Here is a 19,684-nt window from a genome sequence, read left to right as displayed (position 1 = left end):
ATTGGCAAGCAAGCGCGGATCGAATTCACGCTCAGACGGATCGCGCGCGAAAACTGCCCACCCCGGTATTCCTGACGCCTGGCTCCGACCCCTTCGCCGAACCATGCCCGTCGCGCGATAGCCCGTTGCGGAACGATAGGCGGATTGGGCGTGGGCGTGTATCGTGCATCGTCGCCCCGCCCCCCGGCCTGGCGAAGCGATGCGCGGAAAACCCTTTCTCGCGACCTGCGCCCAACGATCATTTGAGGTGGACGAAACGATGATGACCCCATCTGACGCGCCGGCCGCCGATGCCGGCGCGCAAGAGCAGCCCTTGTCGCCGGAGCTGCTGCGACGGATGGACGGCTATTGGCGCGCGGCCAATTACCTGTCGGTCGGCCAGATCTATCTGCGCGCCAACGCCTTGCTCGAACGGCCGCTGACGCTCGCCGATGTGAAGCCGCGGTTGCTCGGCCATTGGGGCACGACGCCGGGGCTGAACCTGCTCTACGTCCATCTCAACCGCCTGATCGTGGCGCATGACCTCAACATGATCGCCGTGATCGGGCCGGGCCATGGCGGCCCGGGGCTGGTGGCGAACACCTATCTGGAAGGCTCCTATACCGAACGCTACCCGGCGATCGAGCGAAGCAGGGGCGGGATGGAGCGCCTGTTCCGGCAATTTTCCTGGCCGGGCGGCATCCCCAGCCATGTCGCGCCGGAAACGCCGGGATCGATTCATGAAGGCGGGGAGCTGGGCTATTCGCTCGCCCATGCTTATGGCGCCGCGTTCGACAATCCGGACCTGATCGTCGCCTGCGTGGTGGGCGACGGCGAAGCCGAAACAGGGGCGCTGGCGACGAGCTGGCACAGCAACAAGTTCCTGAACCCGGTCCGGGACGGCGCGGTGTTGCCGATCCTGCACCTGAACGGCTTCAAGATCGCCAACCCGACGGTGCTGGCGCGGATCGGTCAGGACGAACTGACGGATCTGCTGCGCGGCTATGGCCATGAGCCCTGGTTCGTCGAGGGGGACGATCCGATGGTCGTCCACCAGTTGCTCGCCGCGACGCTCGATACCGTGATGGCGCGCATTTTCGAGATTCAGCGCGACGCTCGATCCGGCGATGATGGCGGCGCCCGGCCGCGCTGGCCGATGATCGTGTTGCGCACGCCCAAGGGCTGGACCGGCCCGAAATTCGTCGATGGCAAGCCGGTCGAGGGCAATTGGCGATCCCATCAGGTGCCGATCGCCGACTTCACCGATCCGGAGCATCTCACCCAGCTCGAACAATGGATGCTGAGCTACAAGCCGGCGGAGCTGTTCGACGCGCAGGGCAAGTTCCTCGAGGATTATGCTTCGCTCGCGCCGACCGGCCACCGCCGCATGGGATCGAACCCGCACGCCAATGGCGGCGAGCTGATGGTGCCGCTGTCGCTGCCCGATTTCCGCGACCATGCGGTGGCGGTGGACACGCCCGGCACGACCAGGGCCGCCGCGACCGCAGTGCTGGGCGATTATCTGCGCGATGTCATGGCGTTCAACGAGAGCACGTCCAATTTCCGCCTGTTCGGGCCGGACGAGACCGCGTCGAACCGCCTCCAGGCAGTGTATGACGTCACCGGCAAGGCGTGGATGGCGGAGATCCGCCCGGACGACACCAATCTGGATCGCGACGGGCGCGTGATGGAGGTGTTGAGCGAACATCTCTGTCAGGGCTGGCTGGAGGGCTATCTCCTCACCGGGCGGCACGGCCTGTTCTCGTGCTACGAAGCCTTTGTCCACATCGTCGATTCAATGCTCAACCAGCATGCCAAATGGCTGAAGGTGACGCGCGGCATTCCGTGGCGCAGGCCGATCGCTTCGCTCAACTATCTGCTGACCTCGCATGTCTGGCGACAGGACCATAATGGCCTGTCGCACCAGGACCCCGGTTTTATCGACCATGTCGCCAACAAGAAGGCGGGGGTGGTGCGAATCTACCTTCCGCCCGACGCCAACAGCCTGCTCTCGGTTGCCGACCATTGCCTGCGCAGCCGGCATTATGTGAACGTCATCGTCGCGGGCAAGCAGCCCGAATGGCAATGGCTGGGGATCGATGCGGCGGTGCGCCACTGCACCGCCGGCGCCGGCATCTGGGAATGGGCGAGCGACGCGGGCGAGCCCGATGTGGTGATGGCCTGTGCCGGTGACGTGCCGACGTTGGAAACGATGGCGGCGGTGACCATGCTGCGCGCCTATGTGCCCGACATTCGCATTCGCGTGGTCAACGTGGTCGACCTGATGGTGCTGCAGGCGCAATCGGAGCACCCGCACGGGCTGGACGATCGCGCGTTCGATGCGCTGTTCACCACTGACAAGCCAGTGATCTTCGCCTTTCACGGCTATCCGTCGCTGATCCACAAGCTGACTTATGCCAGGCACAACCACCACAATATCCATGTGCGCGGCTATAAGGAGGAGGGCACGACGACGACGCCGTTCGACATGGTCGTGCTCAACGATCTCGACCGCTACCGGCTGGCGTTGGACGCGATCGAGCGCATTCCGCGGCTCAAGGCGCGGGTTCCCGCCGAGACCGCACGCTATTGGACGACGATGGAGCGGCACAAGCTGTACGTTGCGGAGCAGGGTGACGACCTGCCGGAGGTGCGGGACTGGCAATGGCATCGGTGACACGGGACGGGCACACCGTCCTGACGCTCAATGCGGGGTCGTCCTCGATCAAGTTCGCCTGGTACCGACGCGTGGAAGGGGTGGTGACGAGGGTCGCCACCGGCGAGACGGAAAGCGGGGCGGCGCATCACGACCTGCTCGGGCAGGTGGACGGGCTTTCCAACGGAGCGCAGCCCGACGCGATCGGCCACCGCATCGTCCATGGCGGGCCCGCCTTGTTCCGTCCGGTCGAGATCGACAGCGAGATCACCGCCCAGCTCGACGCCGCACGGGCCTTTGCCCCTCTTCACGTCCCTGCGGCGCTTGCGCTGATCGCGAGCGCCCGTGCCCGCTATCCCGGCAAGCCCCAGATCGCCTGTTTCGACACCGGATTCCATGCGACGCTGCCGGATATCGCCGCGGTACTGCCGGTGCCCAGGACGCTCCGCGCACGGGGGGTGCGTCGCTACGGGTTTCACGGGCTGTCCTGCCAGTCAATCCTGCACCAGTTGGGCGACAGGGTCCCCGAGCGGCTGATCATCGCGCATCTGGGCAGCGGCGCCAGTGTGACGGCGGTGCGGCGGGGCGTCTCCATCGATACCAGCATGGGGCTGACTCCCAGCGGCGGCGTGGTGATGGCGACGCGGTCGGGCGACATCGATCCGGGCGTGTTGCTGTTCCTGTTGCGGGAGGATGGTGTCGGGGGAGAGATGATCGAGACCCTGATCGACCGCCAATCGGGGCTGCTCGGTATCTCGGGCCTGTCGGGTGATATGCGCCGGCTGCACGAGGCAGCGCCCGCCAATCCCGACGCGGCGCTCGCCATCGCGATCTTCTGCCGTTCGGTCGCCAAGCAGATCGCCGGGATGCTGGCGTCGCTCGGCGGTGCCGAAATGATCGTCTTCACCGGAGGAATCGGCGAGAACGACGCGCGGATTCGCGCCGCGATCTGCGGCGACCTTGCCTGGGCAGGGGTGGCGCCGGGCGCGACCGGGCCGGGTGCCATCGCCGTCAACATCCTGCCGTCCGACGAGCAGGGCCAGATCGCCCGCGGTATATGGTCGGTGCTGGACGAACGGCCGGCGTGAAGCAGCGGCGTTGCCTCCCCGTCATCGACGGGGAGGAAGGATCAGGCGGCGTTGGCCGCGCTGAGCACCGCCCTGACCGATGCCGTGGCGATATCCGCGTCGATGCCCACGCCGAACACCGTGCGGCCGTCCGACGTGCGGCATTCGACATAGGCCGCCGCCTGCGCATCCGCCCCGTGGCCGATCGCGTGCTCGCTATAGTCGACCACGTCGAGCTGCGGGCCGGTCGTCTCGCCGAGCGCGGCGATGACGCCCGAGATCAGCCCGTTGCCGCGGCCCGAGATCGAGCGTTCCTCGCCGCCGATCGCGACGCGGCCGACGAACAGCCGGTCCCCCGACGCGCCACTCTCATGATAGTCGAGCAGGGTGAAACGATCGTCGGGCTTGGCGAGATAGGCCTTGTGGAAGGCGTTCCAGATGTCCTCGGCGTTCAGCTCCCGGCTCGTCTCGTCGGCCATGGCCTGGACGTGACGGCTGAGATCGGCCTGGAGGCGCTTGGGGAGCTTTAGCCCCTTGTCCTGCTCGATCACCCAGGCGACACCGCCCTTGCCGGACTGTGAGTTGACCCGGATCACTGCCTCATAGCTGCGACCGAGATCGGCCGGGTCGATCGGCAGATAGGGGACTTCCCAGAACTCGTCGTTGCGCGCGGCCTGGGCAGCGAAGCCCTTCTTGATCGCATCCTGATGTGAGCCGGAAAAGGCAGTGAACACCAGCTCGCCGGCATAGGGATGGCGCGGATGGACGGGGAGCTGATTGCAATAAGTGACGGTGTTGATGATCTCGTCGATGTCCGAGAAATCCAGCTTTGGATCAATACCTTGCGTGTACATGTTGAGCGCGACCGTCACCAGGTCGCAATTGCCGGTGCGCTCGCCATTGCCGAGCAGGCAGCCCTCGACGCGGTCGGCGCCGGCCATCAGGCCCAGCTCCGCCGCCGCCACGCCGGTGCCGCGGTCATTGTGCGGATGCAAGGAGATCACGACGCCGTCGCGGTTGCGGATATTCTTGCCGAACCATTCGATCTGGTCGGCATAGATGTTGGGCGTGGCGCACTCGACCGTCGCCGGCAGGTTGAGGATCAGCGGGTGATCGGGGGTGGGGCGCAGCACCTCCATCACGGCCTCGCAGACCTCTACCGAGAAATCGAGCTCGGCAGTGGAGAAGGTTTCCGGGCTATATTCGAAAAACCAGTCGGTATTCGGCTGGGCGGCGGCGCAGTCGCGCAGGATCTTCGCGCCGTCGACTGCGATCTGGCGGACTTCGTCGCGGCTCATGCCGAACACGATCTTGCGCCAGGCCGGGCTGACCGCATTGTAGAGATGGACGATCGCCCTGGGCGCACCGCGCAGGGATTCGAAACTCGTCTCGATYAGGTCGCGGCGGGACTGCGTCAGGACCTGGATCGTCACGTCGTCCGGGATGCGGCCGGTTTTCACGAGGCCGGAGATGAAATCGAACTCGGTCGCGCCGGCGCTCGGGAAACCGACCTCGATCTCCTTGATGCCGACCTTGCAGATCAGGTCGAAGAAGCGGGTCTTCTTCTCCCCGTCCATCGGATCGATCAGCGCCTGGTTGCCGTCGCGCAGATCGGTCGAGAGCCAGCGTGGCGGCTGGGTGATGGTTCGCGACGGCCATTCGCGGTTGGGCAGATCGATCTGCGGGAAGGGGCGGTATTTGGTCGAAGGGTCACGCAACATGGGTCTAATCTCGCTGCTCGCGGTCGTCGTTCGGGTCGGTTGAGGCCCTTAGGCGGGTCGCGCGCGCCAACGGCGCACGGCGGAAATCGCGCCTAAGGGCGCGTAAGTCGAAGCAGCGAAAGGCGTAGCGCCAGCGTCATATGGCTCGCGTTACCGCGTCACCGCGCCTCATGTCCAGCCTGTCCTTCGAACAAACGGTCGAGCGGGCCTTCGGGCAGGAACCACAGGACCGCAACGAGCGCGGCGCAGGTGACGCCAAGCCAGGGCGAGAGGAAGGTGAGGGGGATGCCTGCCAGATAGAGCAGCCCGGCAAAGCGGCCCTTGCGGCCGTAGCTGCGATAATAGGCCTCCGCTGCCGGGCCCTGCCTGCCGGTGCGCCGGATGACCGACTGGAGCCACATATAGGCGACCGACGGCAGCAGCATCGTCACGAGATAGAGCAGGGTCGCCTCGCGGTTGAAATGATGCTCGCCGAGATAGGAGGTGGAGAAGGGCACCAGCGAGAGCGCGAACAGCAACAGGATGTTCGACCAGATCAGCCCGTTGGTGACATGAGTCGCATGGGTGAACAGGCGGTGATGATTGACCCAGTAGATCGCGACATAGGCATAGCTCAGCACATAGGCGAGAAACACCGGCCAGAGCGTCCAGAGCTTGTCCATCCCCTCGGAGATCGGGGGATGAAGCTCGAGCACCATGATGGTGACGATGATGGCGACGACGCCGTCCGAGAATGCTTCCACCCGGCCGATGCCCGGCCGGCCTTCCTCAATCGCGGACGGCGCCGGGTCGGTCACTGCGCGACGAAGCCGGCGTTGATGGTCAGATCGACCTTGTCGGATACGGCGGGGACCAAAAAGGTGATTCCGAAATCGCTGCGCTTGATGCTGGTGGTCGCAGCGAAGCCGAAGTTGAGTTTCTTGGCGCCCTGGGTGGCGTTGCCCGCGCCGACGAAGCGCGCGGTGAGCACGACTGGCTTGGTCACATCCTTCAGGGTCAGGTCGCCAGCGATCGTCGCGGTGGTGCCGTTGATCGTGACCTTGGTCGAGACGAACTTGGCGGTCGGGAATTTCGCGGCGTCGAAGAAGTCGGGCGTCTTCAGATGCGTGTCGAGCGCGGGGAGCGTGGTGAGCACCTTGTCGATCGGGATGGTCACGTCGACCTTCGAGTTGCCCGGGTTGGCGGTGTCGACCACCAGCGTACCGGTCGGCTGGGTGAACTGGCCGGTATATTCGGTAAAGCCGAAATGGTTGACCGTGAACAGGATCTGGCTGTGGCGCGGCTCGACCTGATAGGTGCCGGAGACGACTTTCGTGGCGTCGAGCGTACCGGGAGGGCCGGCCGGGGTTTGCGCCAGCAGCGGGGCAGTCGCGAGCGCCAGAACGGCGACAAAGGCATAGCGCATGGGAAATCTCCGAGAGAAAAGGGCCGCGCCAAGATGACGCGGCCTCCCATGAATGCAAGCGCCGAAGCGGAAACGATCCGTTGGCTGTGAGTGCCCTTGACGTGGCTAACCCCACATCAGTTCGTCCCGAGCAGCCATCGAGCCTGTCGAGATGGCGTATCGAGGGACAGGCGTTTCGTGCGTAACCTGTACCTCGATACGCGCCCTCGATACGGCTTCGCCTACTACTCGGTCGCTACTCGGCACGAACGGGTGGTGAAAGCTTGTAGCGCGCTCAGTTCTTGTCCTTGTCCACCAGCTTGTTCGCGCCGATCCAGGGCATCATCGCGCGCAGTTCGGTGCCGACCTTTTCGATCGGATGCGCCGCTGCCGCCTTACGGGCTGCCTTGAGCTCGGGCTGGCCGGCGCGGTTGTCGAGCACGAAGTTCTTCACGAAACGGCCACCCTGGATGTCGGCGAGCACGCGCTTCATCTCGGCCTTGGTCTCGTCMGTGATGATCCGCGGGCCCGTGGTGATGTCGCCATATTCCGCGGTGTTCGAGATCGAATAGCGCATGTTGGCGATGCCGCCCTCATACATCAGGTCGACGATCAGCTTCACTTCGTGAAGGCACTCGAAATAGGCCATTTCCGGGGCGTAGCCAGCCTCGACCAGGGTCTCGAACCCGGCCTGGATGAGATGGGTGAGGCCGCCGCACAACACGGCCTGCTCGCCGAACAGGTCAGTCTCGCATTCCTCGCGGAAATTGGTCTCGATGATGCCCGAACGGCCGCCGCCGACGCCCGACGCATAGGCCAGCGCGATGTCGTGCGCGTTGCCGCTCTTGTCCTGGTCGATCGCGATCAGGCAGGGCACGCCGCCACCGCGGACATATTCGCTGCGCACGGTATGGCCCGGGCCCTTGGGCGCGATCATGATCACGTCGAGATCCTCGCGCGGCTCGATCAGSSCGAAATGCACGTTGAGGCCGTGCGCGAAGGCGATCGCCGAACCCTTTTTCAGGTTCGCGTGCAGATCATCGGCGTAGATCGCGGCTTGGTGCTCGTCGGGGGCGAGGATCATGGTGATGTCGGCCCAGGCGGCGGCCTCGGCATTGGTCATCACCTTGAAGCCGGCACCTTCGGCCTTTTTCGCGGTCGCCGAACCGGGGCGGAGTGCGATCGCGATCTCCTTCACGCCGGAATCGCGCAAATTCTGGGCATGGGCATGGCCCTGGCTGCCATAACCGACGATCGCGATCTTCTTGTCGGTGATCAGGTTCAGATCGGCGTCGCGATCATAATAGACACGCATGGATAGTTGCTCCCTTATTCAAAAAAATCTGCCGTCATGCCGGACTTGTTCCGGCATCCATCGTGCAACCAGTGACGGCGTCGCTGGTGGATGGATGGACCCCGGAACAAGTCCGGGGTGACGAAACATTGGCGGTTACGCGGCTTCTTTCCCCCGCGCGATGGCGACGATGCCGGTGCGGGCGACCTCGATCAGGCCGACTTCGCGCATCAGCGTGATGAAGGTGTCGATCTTCTCCGGTCCGCCCGTCACCTCGAACACGAAGCTCGACGTGGTCGCGTCGACCACGCGGGCGCGGTAGACATCGGCGAGGCGCAGTGCCTCGATCCGGTGGTCGCCCGTGCCGCGGACCTTGACCAGCGCCAGCTCGCGCTCGACATGCGGGCCCAGCGCGGAGAGATCGGTCACCGAATGCACAGGCACCAGCCGGTCGAGCTGGGCGAGGATCTGCTCCATCACATGATCGGACGCCGAGGTGACGATGGTGATGCGGCTGACCGCCTTGTCGGCGGTGACGTCCGACACGGTCAGGCTTTCGATATTATAGCCGCGCGCGGTGAACAGGCCGGCGATCCGGGCGAGGATGCCCGGCTCGTTATCGACCATGATCGCCAGCGTGTGGCGTTTCGCGGTTTCTTCCTTGATGTGCATCAGACCAGTGCCTTCGCCTCGTCGTCCATCTCGCCCGAGACTTCGGCGGCCTGGAGAATCATGTCGGTATGGGCAGCGCCCGAGGGGATCATCGGGAAGCAGTTGGCGAGCTTCGCCACCATGCAGTCCACCATCACCGGCCCGTCATGCGCGAGCATCTCGGCGATGCCGGCCTCGAGCTGGTCGGGGTGCTCGATGCGGATGCCCTTCCAGCCATAGGCTTCGGCCAGCTTCACGAAGTCCGGCAGGGAATCGCTGTAACTCTCGGAATAGCGGCTGGAATAGGTTAGTTCCTGCCATTGCCGGACCATGCCCATATATTCGTTGTTGAGGATGAAGATCTTGACCGGCAGCCGGTATTGGGTGGCCGTGCCGAGCTCCTGGATGTTCATCTGGATCGAGGCTTCGCCGGCGATGTCGATGACCAGCGCATTGGGGTTGCCGAGCTGCGCGCCGATCGCGGCGGGCAGGCCATAGCCCATCGTGCCGAGCCCGCCCGAGGTGAGCCATTTGTTCGGCGCCTCGAAATCGAAATGCTGCGCGGCCCACATCTGGTGCTGGCCCACCTCGGTGGTGATGATCGGCGATTTTTTGTGCGTCGCCTCCCACAAAGCCTTGATCGCGCGCTGCGGCATGATCTCAGTGGCGCTGTCGACGAAGTCGAGGCTCTTCACCGCACGCCAGCCGGCGATGCGCTGCCACCAGTCGGACAGGTCGGGCTTGGGATGGCGCCGCGCCTTGTAGACGCGGACCATGTCCTCAAGCGCATGGCCGACATCGGCGATGATCGGCAGATCGACGCGGACATTCTTGTTCACCGACGACCGGTCGATATCGATATGCACCTTGCGGCTGTTCGGGCTGAAGGCGTCGAGCCGGCCGGTGACCCGGTCGTCGAAGCGCGCGCCGAGGCAGAGGATCAGGTCCGCCTGGTTCATCGCCCAGTTCGCTTCATAAGTGCCGTGCATGCCGAGCATGCCGAGCCACTGGTCGGAGGTGGCGGGGAAGGCGCCAAGCCCCATCAGGGTCGAGGTGACCGGCGCGCCGGTGATCCGCGCCAGTTCACGCAGCAACTGGCTCGCTGCCGGGCCGGCATTGATGATGCCGCCGCCGGTGTAGAGGATCGGCCGTTCCGCCGCGGCGAGCATGTCGACCGCCTGCTCGATCAGCGCCTGGTCGGCCTTCACCTGCGGGCGATAGGTCTTGTGCTTGATCGGGCCCGGCTTGACGTAGCGGGCGCTGGCGACCTGAACGTCCTTGGGAATATCCACGACGACGGGGCCGGGGCGGCCCGAGGTGGCGATGTGGAATGCCTCATGGATGACGTCGCCGAGCTGCGCCGGGTCCTTCACCAGATAATTATGCTTGGAGCAGTGGCGCGTGATGCCGACGGTATCGGCTTCCTGGAACGCGTCGGTGCCGATCAGCGCGGTCGGGACCTGGCCGGTGATGACGACCATCGGGATCGAATCCATCAGCGCGTCAGTGATGCCGGTGACGGCATTGGTCGCGCCGGGGCCCGAGGTGACGAGCACGACGCCAGGCTTGCCGGTCGAGCGGGCATAGCCCTCCGCGGCGTGAGTCGCGGCCTGTTCGTGCCGGACCAGGATGTGCTTGATCCGCTTGCTGCGGAACAGCGCGTCATAGATCGGCAGGACGGCGCCGCCGGGATAGCCGAACACGACCTCCACGCCGAGATCGCACAGCGCCTCGACCAGGATATCGGCTCCGCTCTTCTCGGTCGTCATATCGTATCTGCCTCTTATGACCCAGTGCGACGCAACATTGCTTCGCGAAAGGCGCCGTTAATGATCGAAAATTTGTGCGTCAAGCTTCTTGTGGAAATCTAGTTTCAAAATCGTCCAGCAGCACGCATGTTTCTGTCGCTGCCACGCGGGGCCACATAGCGGGAGGTTGGTTCCGAAACCACGTAAATTGTCGTTTGGCATATTGGCGCGTCGCCAGTTGCGCCGCCGCCAGCGCCTGATCGGGCGTCATGGCGCCGGCCAGCATCGCGCCGATCTCCGGCACGCCGATCGCCAGGCGGACGGGCGCTGAGGGCAGGATATCGGTCCGGGCGAGCACCGCGCGTGCTTCCTCGATCCCACCTTCCGTGAACATCGCCTGCAGCCGCACGTCGCAGCGCGCGAGCAGCCAGTCGCGATCAGGCAGCATGACCATCGGCATCAGCTCGATCGCATGGCCGATCCCGCCGGTCTTTTCCTGCTGCCATGTCGCCAGCGTCCTGCCGGTGGAGCGAACGACCTCGAGCGCGCGCGCGACCCGAGTGGTGTCGGCGGGCGCAAGCCGGGCGGCGGCGGGCGGATCCAGTTCCCCAAGCTGCGCATAGGCCCGGGCGACGGGCAGCGCGCGCACCTCGCCGCGGATCGCCGGATCGATCGGCGGCACAGGGGCGATGCCGTCGAGCAGGGTACGCATATACAGCCCGGTCCCGCCGGCCAGCACCGGCAACTGGCCCGCCGCATGCGCCCGGTCGATCTCCGCCTTGGCCTCGATCGCCCAGCGCGCGGCGGAATAGATGTCGGCGCCATCGACATGGCCGAACAGCCGGTGCGGCACGCGGGCTTCTTCCTCCACGCTCGGCCGCGCCGACAATATGCGCAGATCGGCATAGACCTGGGCTGAATCGGCGTTGATCACCACGCCGCCATGCTTTTGTGCGATCGCCATGGCGAGCGCGGACTTGCCGCTGGCGGTCGGCCCTGCAATGAGCGCCACGCGCGGCTTACGAGGCAGGGGAGACGTCATGTTCATCGCAACGCTGATAGCAGCGGGAAAACTCAGCGGGGACGATATTTCCGCCGCGCAGCACCGGCTCGACGCGGCGGGTTGCCTGCCCGCGGCGCATGTCTGGCTGGACGAGGGATATGCCGCCGACATCATGTTCGGGCTCGCGCCAGAGGCAGCGCGCACCGCGCTGGAGGGCGTGTTCCCGGATATGGACGTGGTCGTGCAACTGGCCGAGGGGCGCGAGAAGAAGCTGCTCGTCGCCGACATGGATTCGACCATGATCACCGTCGAATGCATCGACGAACTGGCCGATTATGCCGGCATCAAGCCGCAGATCGCCGCCGTCACCGAGGCGGCGATGCGCGGCGAGCTGGATTTCGAATCGGCGCTGGATGCGCGCGTGGCGCTGCTCAAGGGACTGGACGAGGGTGTCATCGCCCGATGCCTCGCCGAGCGCGTAACGATCATGCCCGGTGCGGTGGCGCTGATCCGCACGATGAAGGCGCGCGGCGCGATGACGATCCTCGTGTCGGGCGGCTTCACCCGCTTCGCCGAGCCGGTCGCGGAGATGATCGGCTTCGACCGCGCCATCGCCAACCGGCTGGAGATCGTCGACGGGGCGCTGTCGGGTCTGGTGACCAAGCCGATCGTCGGCTCCGACACGAAGGAGCGCACCTTGCTGGACGCGACCGCCGAGCTTGGCCTGCCGCCCGAAGCCACGCTCGCGGTGGGTGACGGCGCCAACGATCTGGCAATGATCAAACGGGCAGGGCTGGGCGTCGCCTATCACGCCAAGCCGATCGTCGCCGCCGCAGCCGCCGCGCGGATCGACCATAATGATCTGACCGCTATGCTCTATGCGCAGGGAATCGCCCGGAAGGACTGGGTCGGGGCCTGACCTAGTCCGCCGGTCTTACGGGCGGACGAATCGCGCTGACAGTAACCGATCGATCGACCACGCGCCGCCGCCGCGCGCGATCAGCGGCAGCAGGATCGCCGCCCAGCTGAGATGCGTGGACCACGCATCGGGATAGACGAAGATCTCGATGGTTAGCGTCATCAGGAACAGCGCCAGCGCCGAGAAGCGCGTCGCAAGCCCCAGTATCAGCAGGATCGAGAAGAGATGCTCCGACACGGTCGCCGCCACCGCGGCGATGTCGGGCGGGATCAGCGGCAGGGCATATTCGGTACGGAACAGCTCAAAGGTGCTGTCGGTGATGGTCAGCAGGCCCTCCACTTTGGTCCTGCCCGACAGGAAAAAGACCGAAGCGATGCCGAGCCGCGCGACGAGCAGCAGCAGGGCATCGGGCAGCAGCGCCGAGGCACGGTCGACGGTGCGCCGGTAAAGCGAGATGATTGGGACCATGATGGGCTCCATTGGGAGGTGGCCGGGGCGCGATCGTGTCGTGCCCCGGCGGATGCGGCTTACGCCCTGGGGGTCAGCGAGCCCGCGCCCTTGGGGGTCTTGATCGTGGTGCAGGTGCCGGCCTTGACCAGCTTCCATGCGTCGCCCTGATAATTGACCTTCGAGGTACCTGCGCAGCTCGTACCGGCGCCGGCCTTGCAGTCGTTCTTGCCGGCGAGCGAGACGCCGTAACATTTCTCCATCGCGGGCTTGGTCTGGGCCGAGGCGGCGGTGGCGAGAGTCGCGCCGGTGATGGCGAGGGCGAGCGTGGCGGCGATGGTGGCGTGGGTCGAACGCATGGTCTTTTCCTTCGATTCGGGGGCCTCCGGGGCGCGCGGCGCCGCCGGGGGAAGGGCGGCGCCGCGCGGTGCCCGGGTAGAGGAGGCTGGAATCCCCGGGTCACCCTGCCAGTTCGGCGGCGGCGCGACCGCGGTTACATATTTCGCCTTTGAACAATTTTTTCGACGATCGGCCGCGATGCTGTAACCAATCACGCGGACGCCCCGAATTCTTCCCGAGGGAGCGCGAATGCGGGCAAGCGAGGCAGAATTGCGCGGATTGATGATCAGCGGGCTCGACGGCAATGCCGGCGATCACGCTGCGCTGCTGCGCCTGCTCGTGCCCCTGCTGCGCGGCTTCTATCGGCGTCGATCCGGCGGCGACGACGATATCGAGGATCTGGTGCAGGAAACGCTGATTGCGGTGCACACGCGCCGCGCCACTTATGACCGGGACCGCGCCTTCACCGCCTGGCTGTTCGCCATCGCGCGCTACAAGATGATCGACCATTTCCGCCGCCACCGCCGCTTCCAGCCGATCGACGGGCTGGAGGACATCCTGGTCGCGGAAGGGTTCGAGGATGCGTCGAGCGCTCGCTTGGACGTGGCCGACCTGCTCGAGACCTTGCCGGCCAAGCAGGCGCGGATGATCCGCGCGACGCGGCTCGACGGGCTGAGCATCGCCGAAGCGGCCGAGGCCGACGGGATCGGCGAATCCGACGTGAAGGTCTCGGTTCATCGTGGCCTCAAGACGCTGATGGCGCGCATCCAGGGAGGCCGGCGATGAATACCGACGACCTCATCACCGCGTTGTCGAGCGACGTCGCCCCGGTTCGCCGCGGCGCGGTCGGCCGGCGCGTGCTGCTCGGCCTGGGCGGAGGAATGTTGGTGTCGCTCGGTCTGGTTGTGGCGTGGATGGGCATTCGGCCCGATCTCGGCACCGCGATGCACGGCTTCGCCTTCTGGATGAAATGGGCCTACACCATCTCGCTGTCGATCGCCGCGCTTGCAGTGACGATCCAGCTCGCCAGACCCGAGACCACGCGGCTGCGCGGCCTGTGGCTCGTCGCGATCCCGGCGGTGCTGCTCGCCGGCCTGGGCGCAATGGAGCTGATCCGGACGCCGCCCGGCGACTGGCTGCGGATGTGGCTCAGCTATAGCTGGATGCAATGCCCGTGGCGTGTCGTCGCGCTGGCGATGCCGATCTTCGTCGGGCTGCTCTGGTCGTTCCGGCGGCTTGCCCCGACCCGGCTGCGCGCGGCTGGCGCCGCGGCGGGGCTGTCGGCGGGCGCCTTCGCCGCGACGGTCTATTGCCTCCATTGCCCCGAGGTGTCGGCGATCTTCGTGCTGACCTGGTATTCGCTCGGTATCCTGCTCGCCACGGCGATCGGCGCGCTACTTGGGCCGCGCCTGCTGCGCTGGTAGATTTTTGGGGTAAATTTCCCAGCGCTGTAACCCGCCACGCGACCCGCCCGAATGACGGAAGCCAATCCGGCATTCCCCATTCGGAGACCATCATGACCATCCTTCGCACCGGCGTCAGCTTCGCCGCAGCCGCCGCCGTCGTTGCCATCAGCGCCGCCGCTCCCACCGTTGCCGTGGCCAAGGGAGCCGCCGCCAAGGTCCATTGTTACGGCATCAACACCTGCAAGGGCACATCCGACTGCAAGACGGCGAAGAACGACTGCAAGGGCCAGAATGACTGCAAGGGCATGGGCTTCAAGGAACTCTCGTCCAAGCAGTGCAAGGCCGCCGGCGGCAGCCTGACCGCGCCCAACTGATCGCGCGACGGCCCGGCGGTGTCAGCCCCGTCGGGCCGGCTTTCTCTCTGACGTCCCCAAAAACATTGCTTCCCCGGCGAAGAGTGCCGGGTCGGATCGTCCCCCGGACGATCCTTGAACATGCGGGGCATGTTCAACCCGGCAATCTTCGCCGGGGAAGAAGACAAGGCGATATTACTGGAAGACCCTTCATGATCTCCCCTTTCTCCGGCTATGGCCTGGGCCTGCGCAAGCCGCATTATGCCGACTTTCTCGATCACCGTATCGGCGTCGATTTCGTCGAGGTGATCTCGGAGAATTTCATGGTCCCGGGGGGCCGGCCCCGGCAAATCCTTCGCGACGTCCGCGAGCGCTATCCGGTCGCGCTGCACGGCGTGTCGATGTCGGTCGGGTCGGCCGACGGGCTGGACGGGGCCTATCTCGCGCGGCTGCGGCAGCTGGTGGAAGAGATCGAGCCGTTGTTCGTCTCCGATCATCTGAGCTGGTCGCGGATCGAGGGGTTCAATTCCCACGACCTGTTGCCTTTGCCCTATACGGACGAAGCGCTCGACCTCGTCGCGGCCAATATCGCCCGCGCGCAGGACACGCTGGGCCGCCCCATGCTGATCGAGAATCCGTCGACCTATATCGATTTTCCCGGCGCCGACATGACCGAGTGGCAGTTCCTTGATGCGCTGTGCGCGAGGACTGGCTGCGGGCTGCTGCTCGACGTCAACAATGTCTTCGTCAGCGCGACCAATCACGGGTTCGATCCGATCGCGTATCTCGATGGAATCCCCGCAGGCCGCGTCCGCCAGATCCATCTCGCCGGCCATAGCCAGGGCGCGGCGTTGTTGATCGACACGCACGACCGGCCGGTGCCGCCCTCGGTCTGGGATCTCTACGCCTATATCCTGCCGCGACTGGGTCCGGTGGCGACGATGATCGAGCGCGACGACGCCATTCCGCCGCTCGAGGAACTGCTCGCGGAGCTGGCCATCGCGCGGCGCATCGGCGGCCGGGCGCTGCAGGCAGCGGCATGAGCCTGCTAGACCTGCAGCGCGACATGCGCGCCTGGCTCGTCAGCGAAGACGAACCGGCCGCGGCCCGCCTCGGCACGGGTGTCGCGCCGGGGCTACGCGTCCATCAGAATAACTACCGCGCTCAGCTCGTCGCCTGCTTGGCCGACAGCTTTGCGCGGACACGTGACTGGATCGGCGCCGAGGCATTCGACGCAGCGGTCGCCACCCATATCGACCGCGTGCCGCCGAGCAGCTGGACGCTCGACGCCTATCCCGGCGATTTCCCGGCGACCCTCGCGTCGCTCTACCCCGACGACCCCGAGGTGACCGAGCTCGCCTGGATCGAGAATGCGCTCGGCGAAGCCTTTGTCGCCCACGACGCCACGCCGCTGACGCGCGGGGACCTCGCCGATATCGACTGGGACCGGGCAGTGCTCGCCTTCACGCCGACGCTCGATCTCGGCGAGCTGACCAGCAACGCCCCGGCGATCTGGTCGGCGCTGGCCGAAGGCGAGGCGCCGCCCGCAGCCGTGCTGCTGGCAGAACCGGGCGCGATTCTGGTCTGGCGGCAGGACCATGTGTCGCATTTCCGCGCGATCGATCAAGTGGAGCGTCAAGCGCTCCTCTGGGCGCGTGCCGGCTTGCCGTTCGCCGGTTTATGCGATCGCATGGTGGCGTCCTGGGGCGAAAGCGACGGGATCGCCCGGGCGGGCGGCATGCTCGGCCAATGGATCGCCGATGGATTGATCGTCGGGTGGCGTTTCACGGCGACCTGAGCCGGCTGCCACCGCTTCCAAGGGCGCGGCTCCGGCCAGCGTTGCCTCGGCGATTGACGCTACTGGCCGGCCCCGCGACAACCCCTATGGCCCGTTAACTGCTTCTTGACGTCTGCGGTGGCATTCCTCCCCCTCGAACAGTGGGAGTTGATGGGGCACATGCGCGTTCTCGCGATGGCATCGCAAAAAGGCGGATCCGGCAAGACCACTTTGTCGGGGCATCTGGCCGTTCAGGCGCAACTGGCGGGCGCTGGCCCGGTCGTGCTGATCGATATCGATCCCCAGGGGTCCCTGTCCGATTGGTGGAACGAACGGCACAGCGAATTTCCGGCCTTTGCCCAGACCACCGTCGCGCGGCTTGCCGCCGATCTGGAGGTGCTGCGTCAGCAGGGCTTCCGCCTGGCGATGATCGACACGCCGCCGGCGATCACCATGGCGATCCAGAGCGTGATCGCGGTGGCCGAGCTGATCGTCATCCCGACCCGCCCGTCGCCGCACGATCTGCGCGCCGTCGGCGCCACGGTCGATCTGTGCGAGCGCGCCGGCAAGCCGTTGCTGTTCGTGGTCAACGGCGCGACGCCCAAGGCCAAGATCACTTCCGAAGCCGCCGTCGCGCTGTCGCAGCACGGCACGGTCGCGCCGATCACCGTCCATCACCGCACGGATTTCGCTGCATCGATGATCGACGGCCGCACGGTCATGGAAGTCGATGGCAACGGCCGGTCGAGCCAGGAGATCCAGCAGCTCTGGACCTATATCTCGGATCGGCTGGAGCGGAATTTCCGCCGCACCGTCTTCTCGGCGCCGACGACGCAGAATGGCTATGCGTCGCAGCGTCCGGCAGCAGGCGGTTTCGGCCGCCGCGTGGTGGGGTGAGAGGATGACGATGTTAGGGCAGTCCAAGCCGTTCGCTTCGCTCTCCTCGACGTTGCTCGCCCGCAAGGGCCAGGCACGTCCCGCGATGCGCCCCCAGGGTTTTGGTGGCTTCGGCGCCATTCCGGCGCCGCACGACGATCTCGGCTGGAACGACATGGGAGAGCCGGAGGGTCATGGCGCCGATGCCTATGCCCCGCCCGCCATCGTGCCGCCCGTGCTGCGTCAGCGCGAGGCGCTGCAGGAGGAATTCGAGGCACCACAGGTCGCGCGGTGGCCAGAGAGCGAGCTTGGCTCTCACGAGTCCGAACCGACTCATGAGGTTGTGCGTGACGAGCCTGAGGCAGCTCAGAGTCCCGACCCGGAAGCCGAGCCCGAGCCCGAATTCGAGTCGGCCTCGCTGCTCGCGATCCGCGTCGCCAAACCAGTGCCGGCGCCCGTTGCCGTGTCGGCGGCCGTCGTCGCGCGGATCGGGCATGAGGCGCAGGCCAAGGCCGGCAAGGCCGCCTTCACGCTGCGGCTCGACCATAGCCGGCATCTGCGCCTGCGCCTCGCGAGCGCGCTGCACAATTGCTCCGCTCAGGTCCTGGTGACTCAGGCGCTGGACTCGTTCCTGCAATCCCTGCCCGAGGTGGAAGAGCTGGCCAGCCAGCTGCCGCCCCGCGCGACACGCTGAATTGAATTTGGGGGAGTTCCGATGAAGACCCGGGCGATCGTCACTCTTGGGCTCACCGCGCTTGTCGGCTGCGGCGCGCTGGCCGGCATCACTTCGCATGGCGGCATCGCCTTCGCCAGCGCGCGCGACGAATCGCGTGCCGAGCGCAAGGCGGCGTCGGAAGCGGGCAAGGCGCGCGCGGCGCTGAACCGGGGCAAGACCGGGCAGGCGGTGTTCCATGCCGAAGCGGCCGTCGGGTTGCGCCCGCAGGTCGCGAGCTTTCGCGCGCTGCTGGCCGAAAGCTATTTGCGCGCCGGCCGGTTCGATTCCGCGCGCCAGGCCTTTGCCGACGCGGTGATGCTCGATCCCGGCAACGGCAAGCTGTCGCTCAACCTCGCGCTGGCGCAGATCGCCACGGGCGACTGGGGCACGGCGCGTCAGACGCTCGACACCCACAAGGACATCATCCCGGTCAGCGACCGCGGGCTGGCAATGGCGCTGGCCGGCGATCCCGCCGGCGCGGTCGACGTGCTGAACGCCGCGGTGCGCTCGCCCGGCGCCGATTCCAAGACACGGCAGAATTTCGCGCTCAGCCTTGCGCTGGCCGGCCGCTGGCAGGAAGCGAAGACGATGGCGTCCTTCGATCTCGCACCCGACCAGATCGATCAGCGCATGCTGCAATGGGCCGCATTCGCGCGCCCGACATCGGCCTATGACCAGGTCGCCGCGCTGCTCGGCGTCAGGGCGGTGATGGATCCCGGCCAGCCGGTGGCGCTCGCGCTCAACCGTTCGGTGCCGGGCACCGCGCTGGCCGCCACGGCCCCGGTCGACGCGTTCATGCCCGGCCAGGCGGACAAGGCGCCTCAGGCAGCTCAAGACGTGCCCGCATCGCCTGCGGCCGATGTAGCCGTCGCCGCGGCGCCCGTCGACGCCGCCCCGGCGGCCAAACCCGCCTTTGCCAATGTCGTGTTCGGCCCGCGCGAGGAAGTCGTTCAGCGCCTCCCGGCGGCCACGCTCGCCTCGCGGCCCGTTCGGATCGCGAGCGTGAAGGCGAAGCCGGTCGTGGCAGCGGTGACGCGTGCGCCGGCGAAGGGCAATTATTTCGTCCAGCTCGGCGCATATCAGAACGCCGCCGTGGCGAAGGACGCCTGGGGACGGGCAGTCCGCGGCAATGCGACCTTTGCCGGGCAGACGCCGTCGGGCGTGAGCATCACATCGGGTGCCGGGAGCCTCTACCGCCTATCGGTCGGTGGCTTCGCCCGCGCCGAGGCCGACGCGCTGTGCCAGCGCTTCAAGGCCAGGGGCGGCACCTGCTTCGTCCGCGTCCAGGCCGGCGATCAGGTCGCGTCCTGGGTGCGCCCCGCCGGCCGGCAGATCGCTTCGCGCTGAGC

Annotated in this window: 20 protein-coding genes; 11 read left to right on the top strand and 9 right to left on the bottom strand. The window is 66.3% G+C overall.

Features of this window, described 5'->3' with window-relative positions:
* Positions 1 to 259 precede the first annotated feature (259 nt).
* Both AC1DX5_RS07545 and AC1DX5_RS07540 read left to right on the top strand, forming a co-directional pair.
* Entirely contained in the window at positions 260 to 2,656 is a 2,397-nt protein-coding gene (locus AC1DX5_RS07545; protein ID WP_478014722.1) for a phosphoketolase family protein, read from the top strand.
* On the top strand, positions 2,644 to 3,723 hold the full coding sequence (locus AC1DX5_RS07540) for an acetate/propionate family kinase (RefSeq protein ID WP_478014721.1): 1,080 nt from the start codon (positions 2,644 to 2,646) through the stop codon (positions 3,721 to 3,723). Before AC1DX5_RS07545 ends, AC1DX5_RS07540 begins: the two co-directional genes overlap by 13 nt.
* Positions 3,724 to 3,764: 41 nt before the next feature.
* Here AC1DX5_RS07540 and leuA read toward each other — a convergent pair whose 3' ends face one another.
* The 7 genes from leuA to miaA form a co-directional block, all read right to left on the bottom strand.
* Positions 3,765 to 5,423, bottom strand: coding sequence for a 2-isopropylmalate synthase (leuA, locus tag AC1DX5_RS07535; RefSeq protein WP_478014720.1), 1,659 nt, complete (start codon positions 5,421 to 5,423; stop codon positions 3,765 to 3,767).
* A gap of 158 nt (positions 5,424 to 5,581) precedes the next feature.
* Entirely contained in the window at positions 5,582 to 6,220 is a 639-nt protein-coding gene (locus tag AC1DX5_RS07530) for a TMEM175 family protein (protein ID WP_465173661.1), read from the bottom strand.
* A complete protein-coding gene (locus AC1DX5_RS07525; protein WP_465173660.1) occupies positions 6,217 to 6,828 on the bottom strand; it encodes a YceI family protein in 612 nt (203 codons plus the stop codon). The genes AC1DX5_RS07530 and AC1DX5_RS07525 overlap by 4 nt, the downstream gene beginning before the upstream one ends.
* Positions 6,829 to 7,102: 274 nt before the next feature.
* Positions 7,103 to 8,122 (bottom strand): ketol-acid reductoisomerase, encoded by a 1,020-nt coding sequence (gene ilvC / locus AC1DX5_RS07520; RefSeq protein WP_478014719.1) that lies wholly within the window; start codon positions 8,120 to 8,122, stop codon positions 7,103 to 7,105.
* Between the two features lie 135 nt (positions 8,123 to 8,257).
* A complete protein-coding gene (gene ilvN / locus AC1DX5_RS07515) occupies positions 8,258 to 8,773 on the bottom strand; it encodes an acetolactate synthase small subunit (protein WP_465173658.1) in 516 nt (171 codons plus the stop codon).
* The gene (locus AC1DX5_RS07510; protein ID WP_465173657.1) at positions 8,773 to 10,521 is read right to left on the bottom strand and encodes an acetolactate synthase 3 large subunit; all 1,749 of its coding nucleotides are present in this window, start codon (positions 10,519 to 10,521) and stop codon (positions 8,773 to 8,775) included. The genes ilvN and AC1DX5_RS07510 overlap by 1 nt, the downstream gene beginning before the upstream one ends.
* A 79-nt stretch (positions 10,522 to 10,600) precedes the next feature.
* Positions 10,601 to 11,542 (bottom strand): tRNA (adenosine(37)-N6)-dimethylallyltransferase MiaA, encoded by a 942-nt coding sequence (gene miaA, locus AC1DX5_RS07505; protein WP_465173656.1) that lies wholly within the window; start codon positions 11,540 to 11,542, stop codon positions 10,601 to 10,603.
* On the opposite strand from miaA, the gene serB reads away from it, so the two are divergent.
* Positions 11,541 to 12,422, top strand: coding sequence for a phosphoserine phosphatase SerB (serB, locus tag AC1DX5_RS07500; RefSeq protein WP_478014718.1), 882 nt, complete (start codon positions 11,541 to 11,543; stop codon positions 12,420 to 12,422). The genes miaA and serB overlap by 2 nt on opposite strands.
* Positions 12,423 to 12,437: 15 nt before the next feature.
* On the opposite strand, the gene AC1DX5_RS07495 is transcribed toward serB, so the two are convergent.
* Together AC1DX5_RS07495 and AC1DX5_RS07490 are read right to left on the bottom strand one after the other, a co-directional pair.
* Positions 12,438 to 12,890: a DoxX family protein gene (locus tag AC1DX5_RS07495; RefSeq protein ID WP_478014717.1), complete on the bottom strand. Its 453-nt coding sequence runs from the start codon at positions 12,888 to 12,890 to the stop codon at positions 12,438 to 12,440.
* A gap of 59 nt (positions 12,891 to 12,949) precedes the next feature.
* Positions 12,950 to 13,228, bottom strand: a complete 279-nt coding sequence (locus tag AC1DX5_RS07490) for a BufA1 family periplasmic bufferin-type metallophore (protein ID WP_465173653.1) — start codon at positions 13,226 to 13,228, stop codon at positions 12,950 to 12,952.
* Between the two features lie 229 nt (positions 13,229 to 13,457).
* On the opposite strand from AC1DX5_RS07490, the gene AC1DX5_RS07485 reads away from it, so the two are divergent.
* The 8 genes from AC1DX5_RS07485 (at position 13,458) to AC1DX5_RS07450 (ending at position 19,682) form a co-directional block, all read left to right on the top strand.
* Complete coding sequence (locus tag AC1DX5_RS07485; protein WP_478014716.1) at positions 13,458 to 13,994, top strand: sigma-70 family RNA polymerase sigma factor; 537 nt, start codon at positions 13,458 to 13,460, stop codon at positions 13,992 to 13,994.
* Positions 13,991 to 14,632 carry a DUF1109 domain-containing protein gene (locus AC1DX5_RS07480; RefSeq protein ID WP_478014715.1) on the top strand — a complete coding sequence of 214 codons (642 nt, stop codon included), beginning with the start codon at positions 13,991 to 13,993 and terminating at the stop codon, positions 14,630 to 14,632. Before AC1DX5_RS07485 ends, AC1DX5_RS07480 begins: the two co-directional genes overlap by 4 nt.
* A 92-nt stretch (positions 14,633 to 14,724) precedes the next feature.
* Complete coding sequence (gene bufA2 / locus AC1DX5_RS07475) at positions 14,725 to 14,988, top strand: BufA2 family periplasmic bufferin-type metallophore (RefSeq protein ID WP_465173650.1); 264 nt, start codon at positions 14,725 to 14,727, stop codon at positions 14,986 to 14,988.
* 191 nt (positions 14,989 to 15,179) lie between these two features.
* On the top strand, positions 15,180 to 16,010 hold the full coding sequence (gene bufB / locus AC1DX5_RS07470; RefSeq protein WP_465176915.1) for an MNIO family bufferin maturase: 831 nt from the start codon (positions 15,180 to 15,182) through the stop codon (positions 16,008 to 16,010).
* Positions 16,007 to 16,765, top strand: a complete 759-nt coding sequence (locus tag AC1DX5_RS07465) for an HvfC/BufC N-terminal domain-containing protein (protein WP_465176914.1) — start codon at positions 16,007 to 16,009, stop codon at positions 16,763 to 16,765. The genes bufB and AC1DX5_RS07465 overlap by 4 nt, the downstream gene beginning before the upstream one ends.
* A gap of 159 nt (positions 16,766 to 16,924) precedes the next feature.
* Positions 16,925 to 17,641, top strand: a complete 717-nt coding sequence (locus AC1DX5_RS07460; RefSeq protein ID WP_465173941.1) for an AAA family ATPase — start codon at positions 16,925 to 16,927, stop codon at positions 17,639 to 17,641.
* Between the two features lie 4 nt (positions 17,642 to 17,645).
* Positions 17,646 to 18,314, top strand: a complete 669-nt coding sequence (locus tag AC1DX5_RS07455; RefSeq protein ID WP_465176913.1) for a hypothetical protein — start codon at positions 17,646 to 17,648, stop codon at positions 18,312 to 18,314.
* A 21-nt stretch (positions 18,315 to 18,335) separates the two neighbouring features.
* Positions 18,336 to 19,682 carry an SPOR domain-containing protein gene (locus AC1DX5_RS07450; RefSeq protein ID WP_478014714.1) on the top strand — a complete coding sequence of 449 codons (1,347 nt, stop codon included), beginning with the start codon at positions 18,336 to 18,338 and terminating at the stop codon, positions 19,680 to 19,682.
* The last annotated feature ends 2 nt before the right edge of the window (positions 19,683 to 19,684 follow it).

The sequence above is a fragment of the Sphingomonas sp. P2_B6 genome, from assembly GCF_056404755.1.
This window is presented reverse-complemented; position numbering and strand designations above follow the sequence as displayed.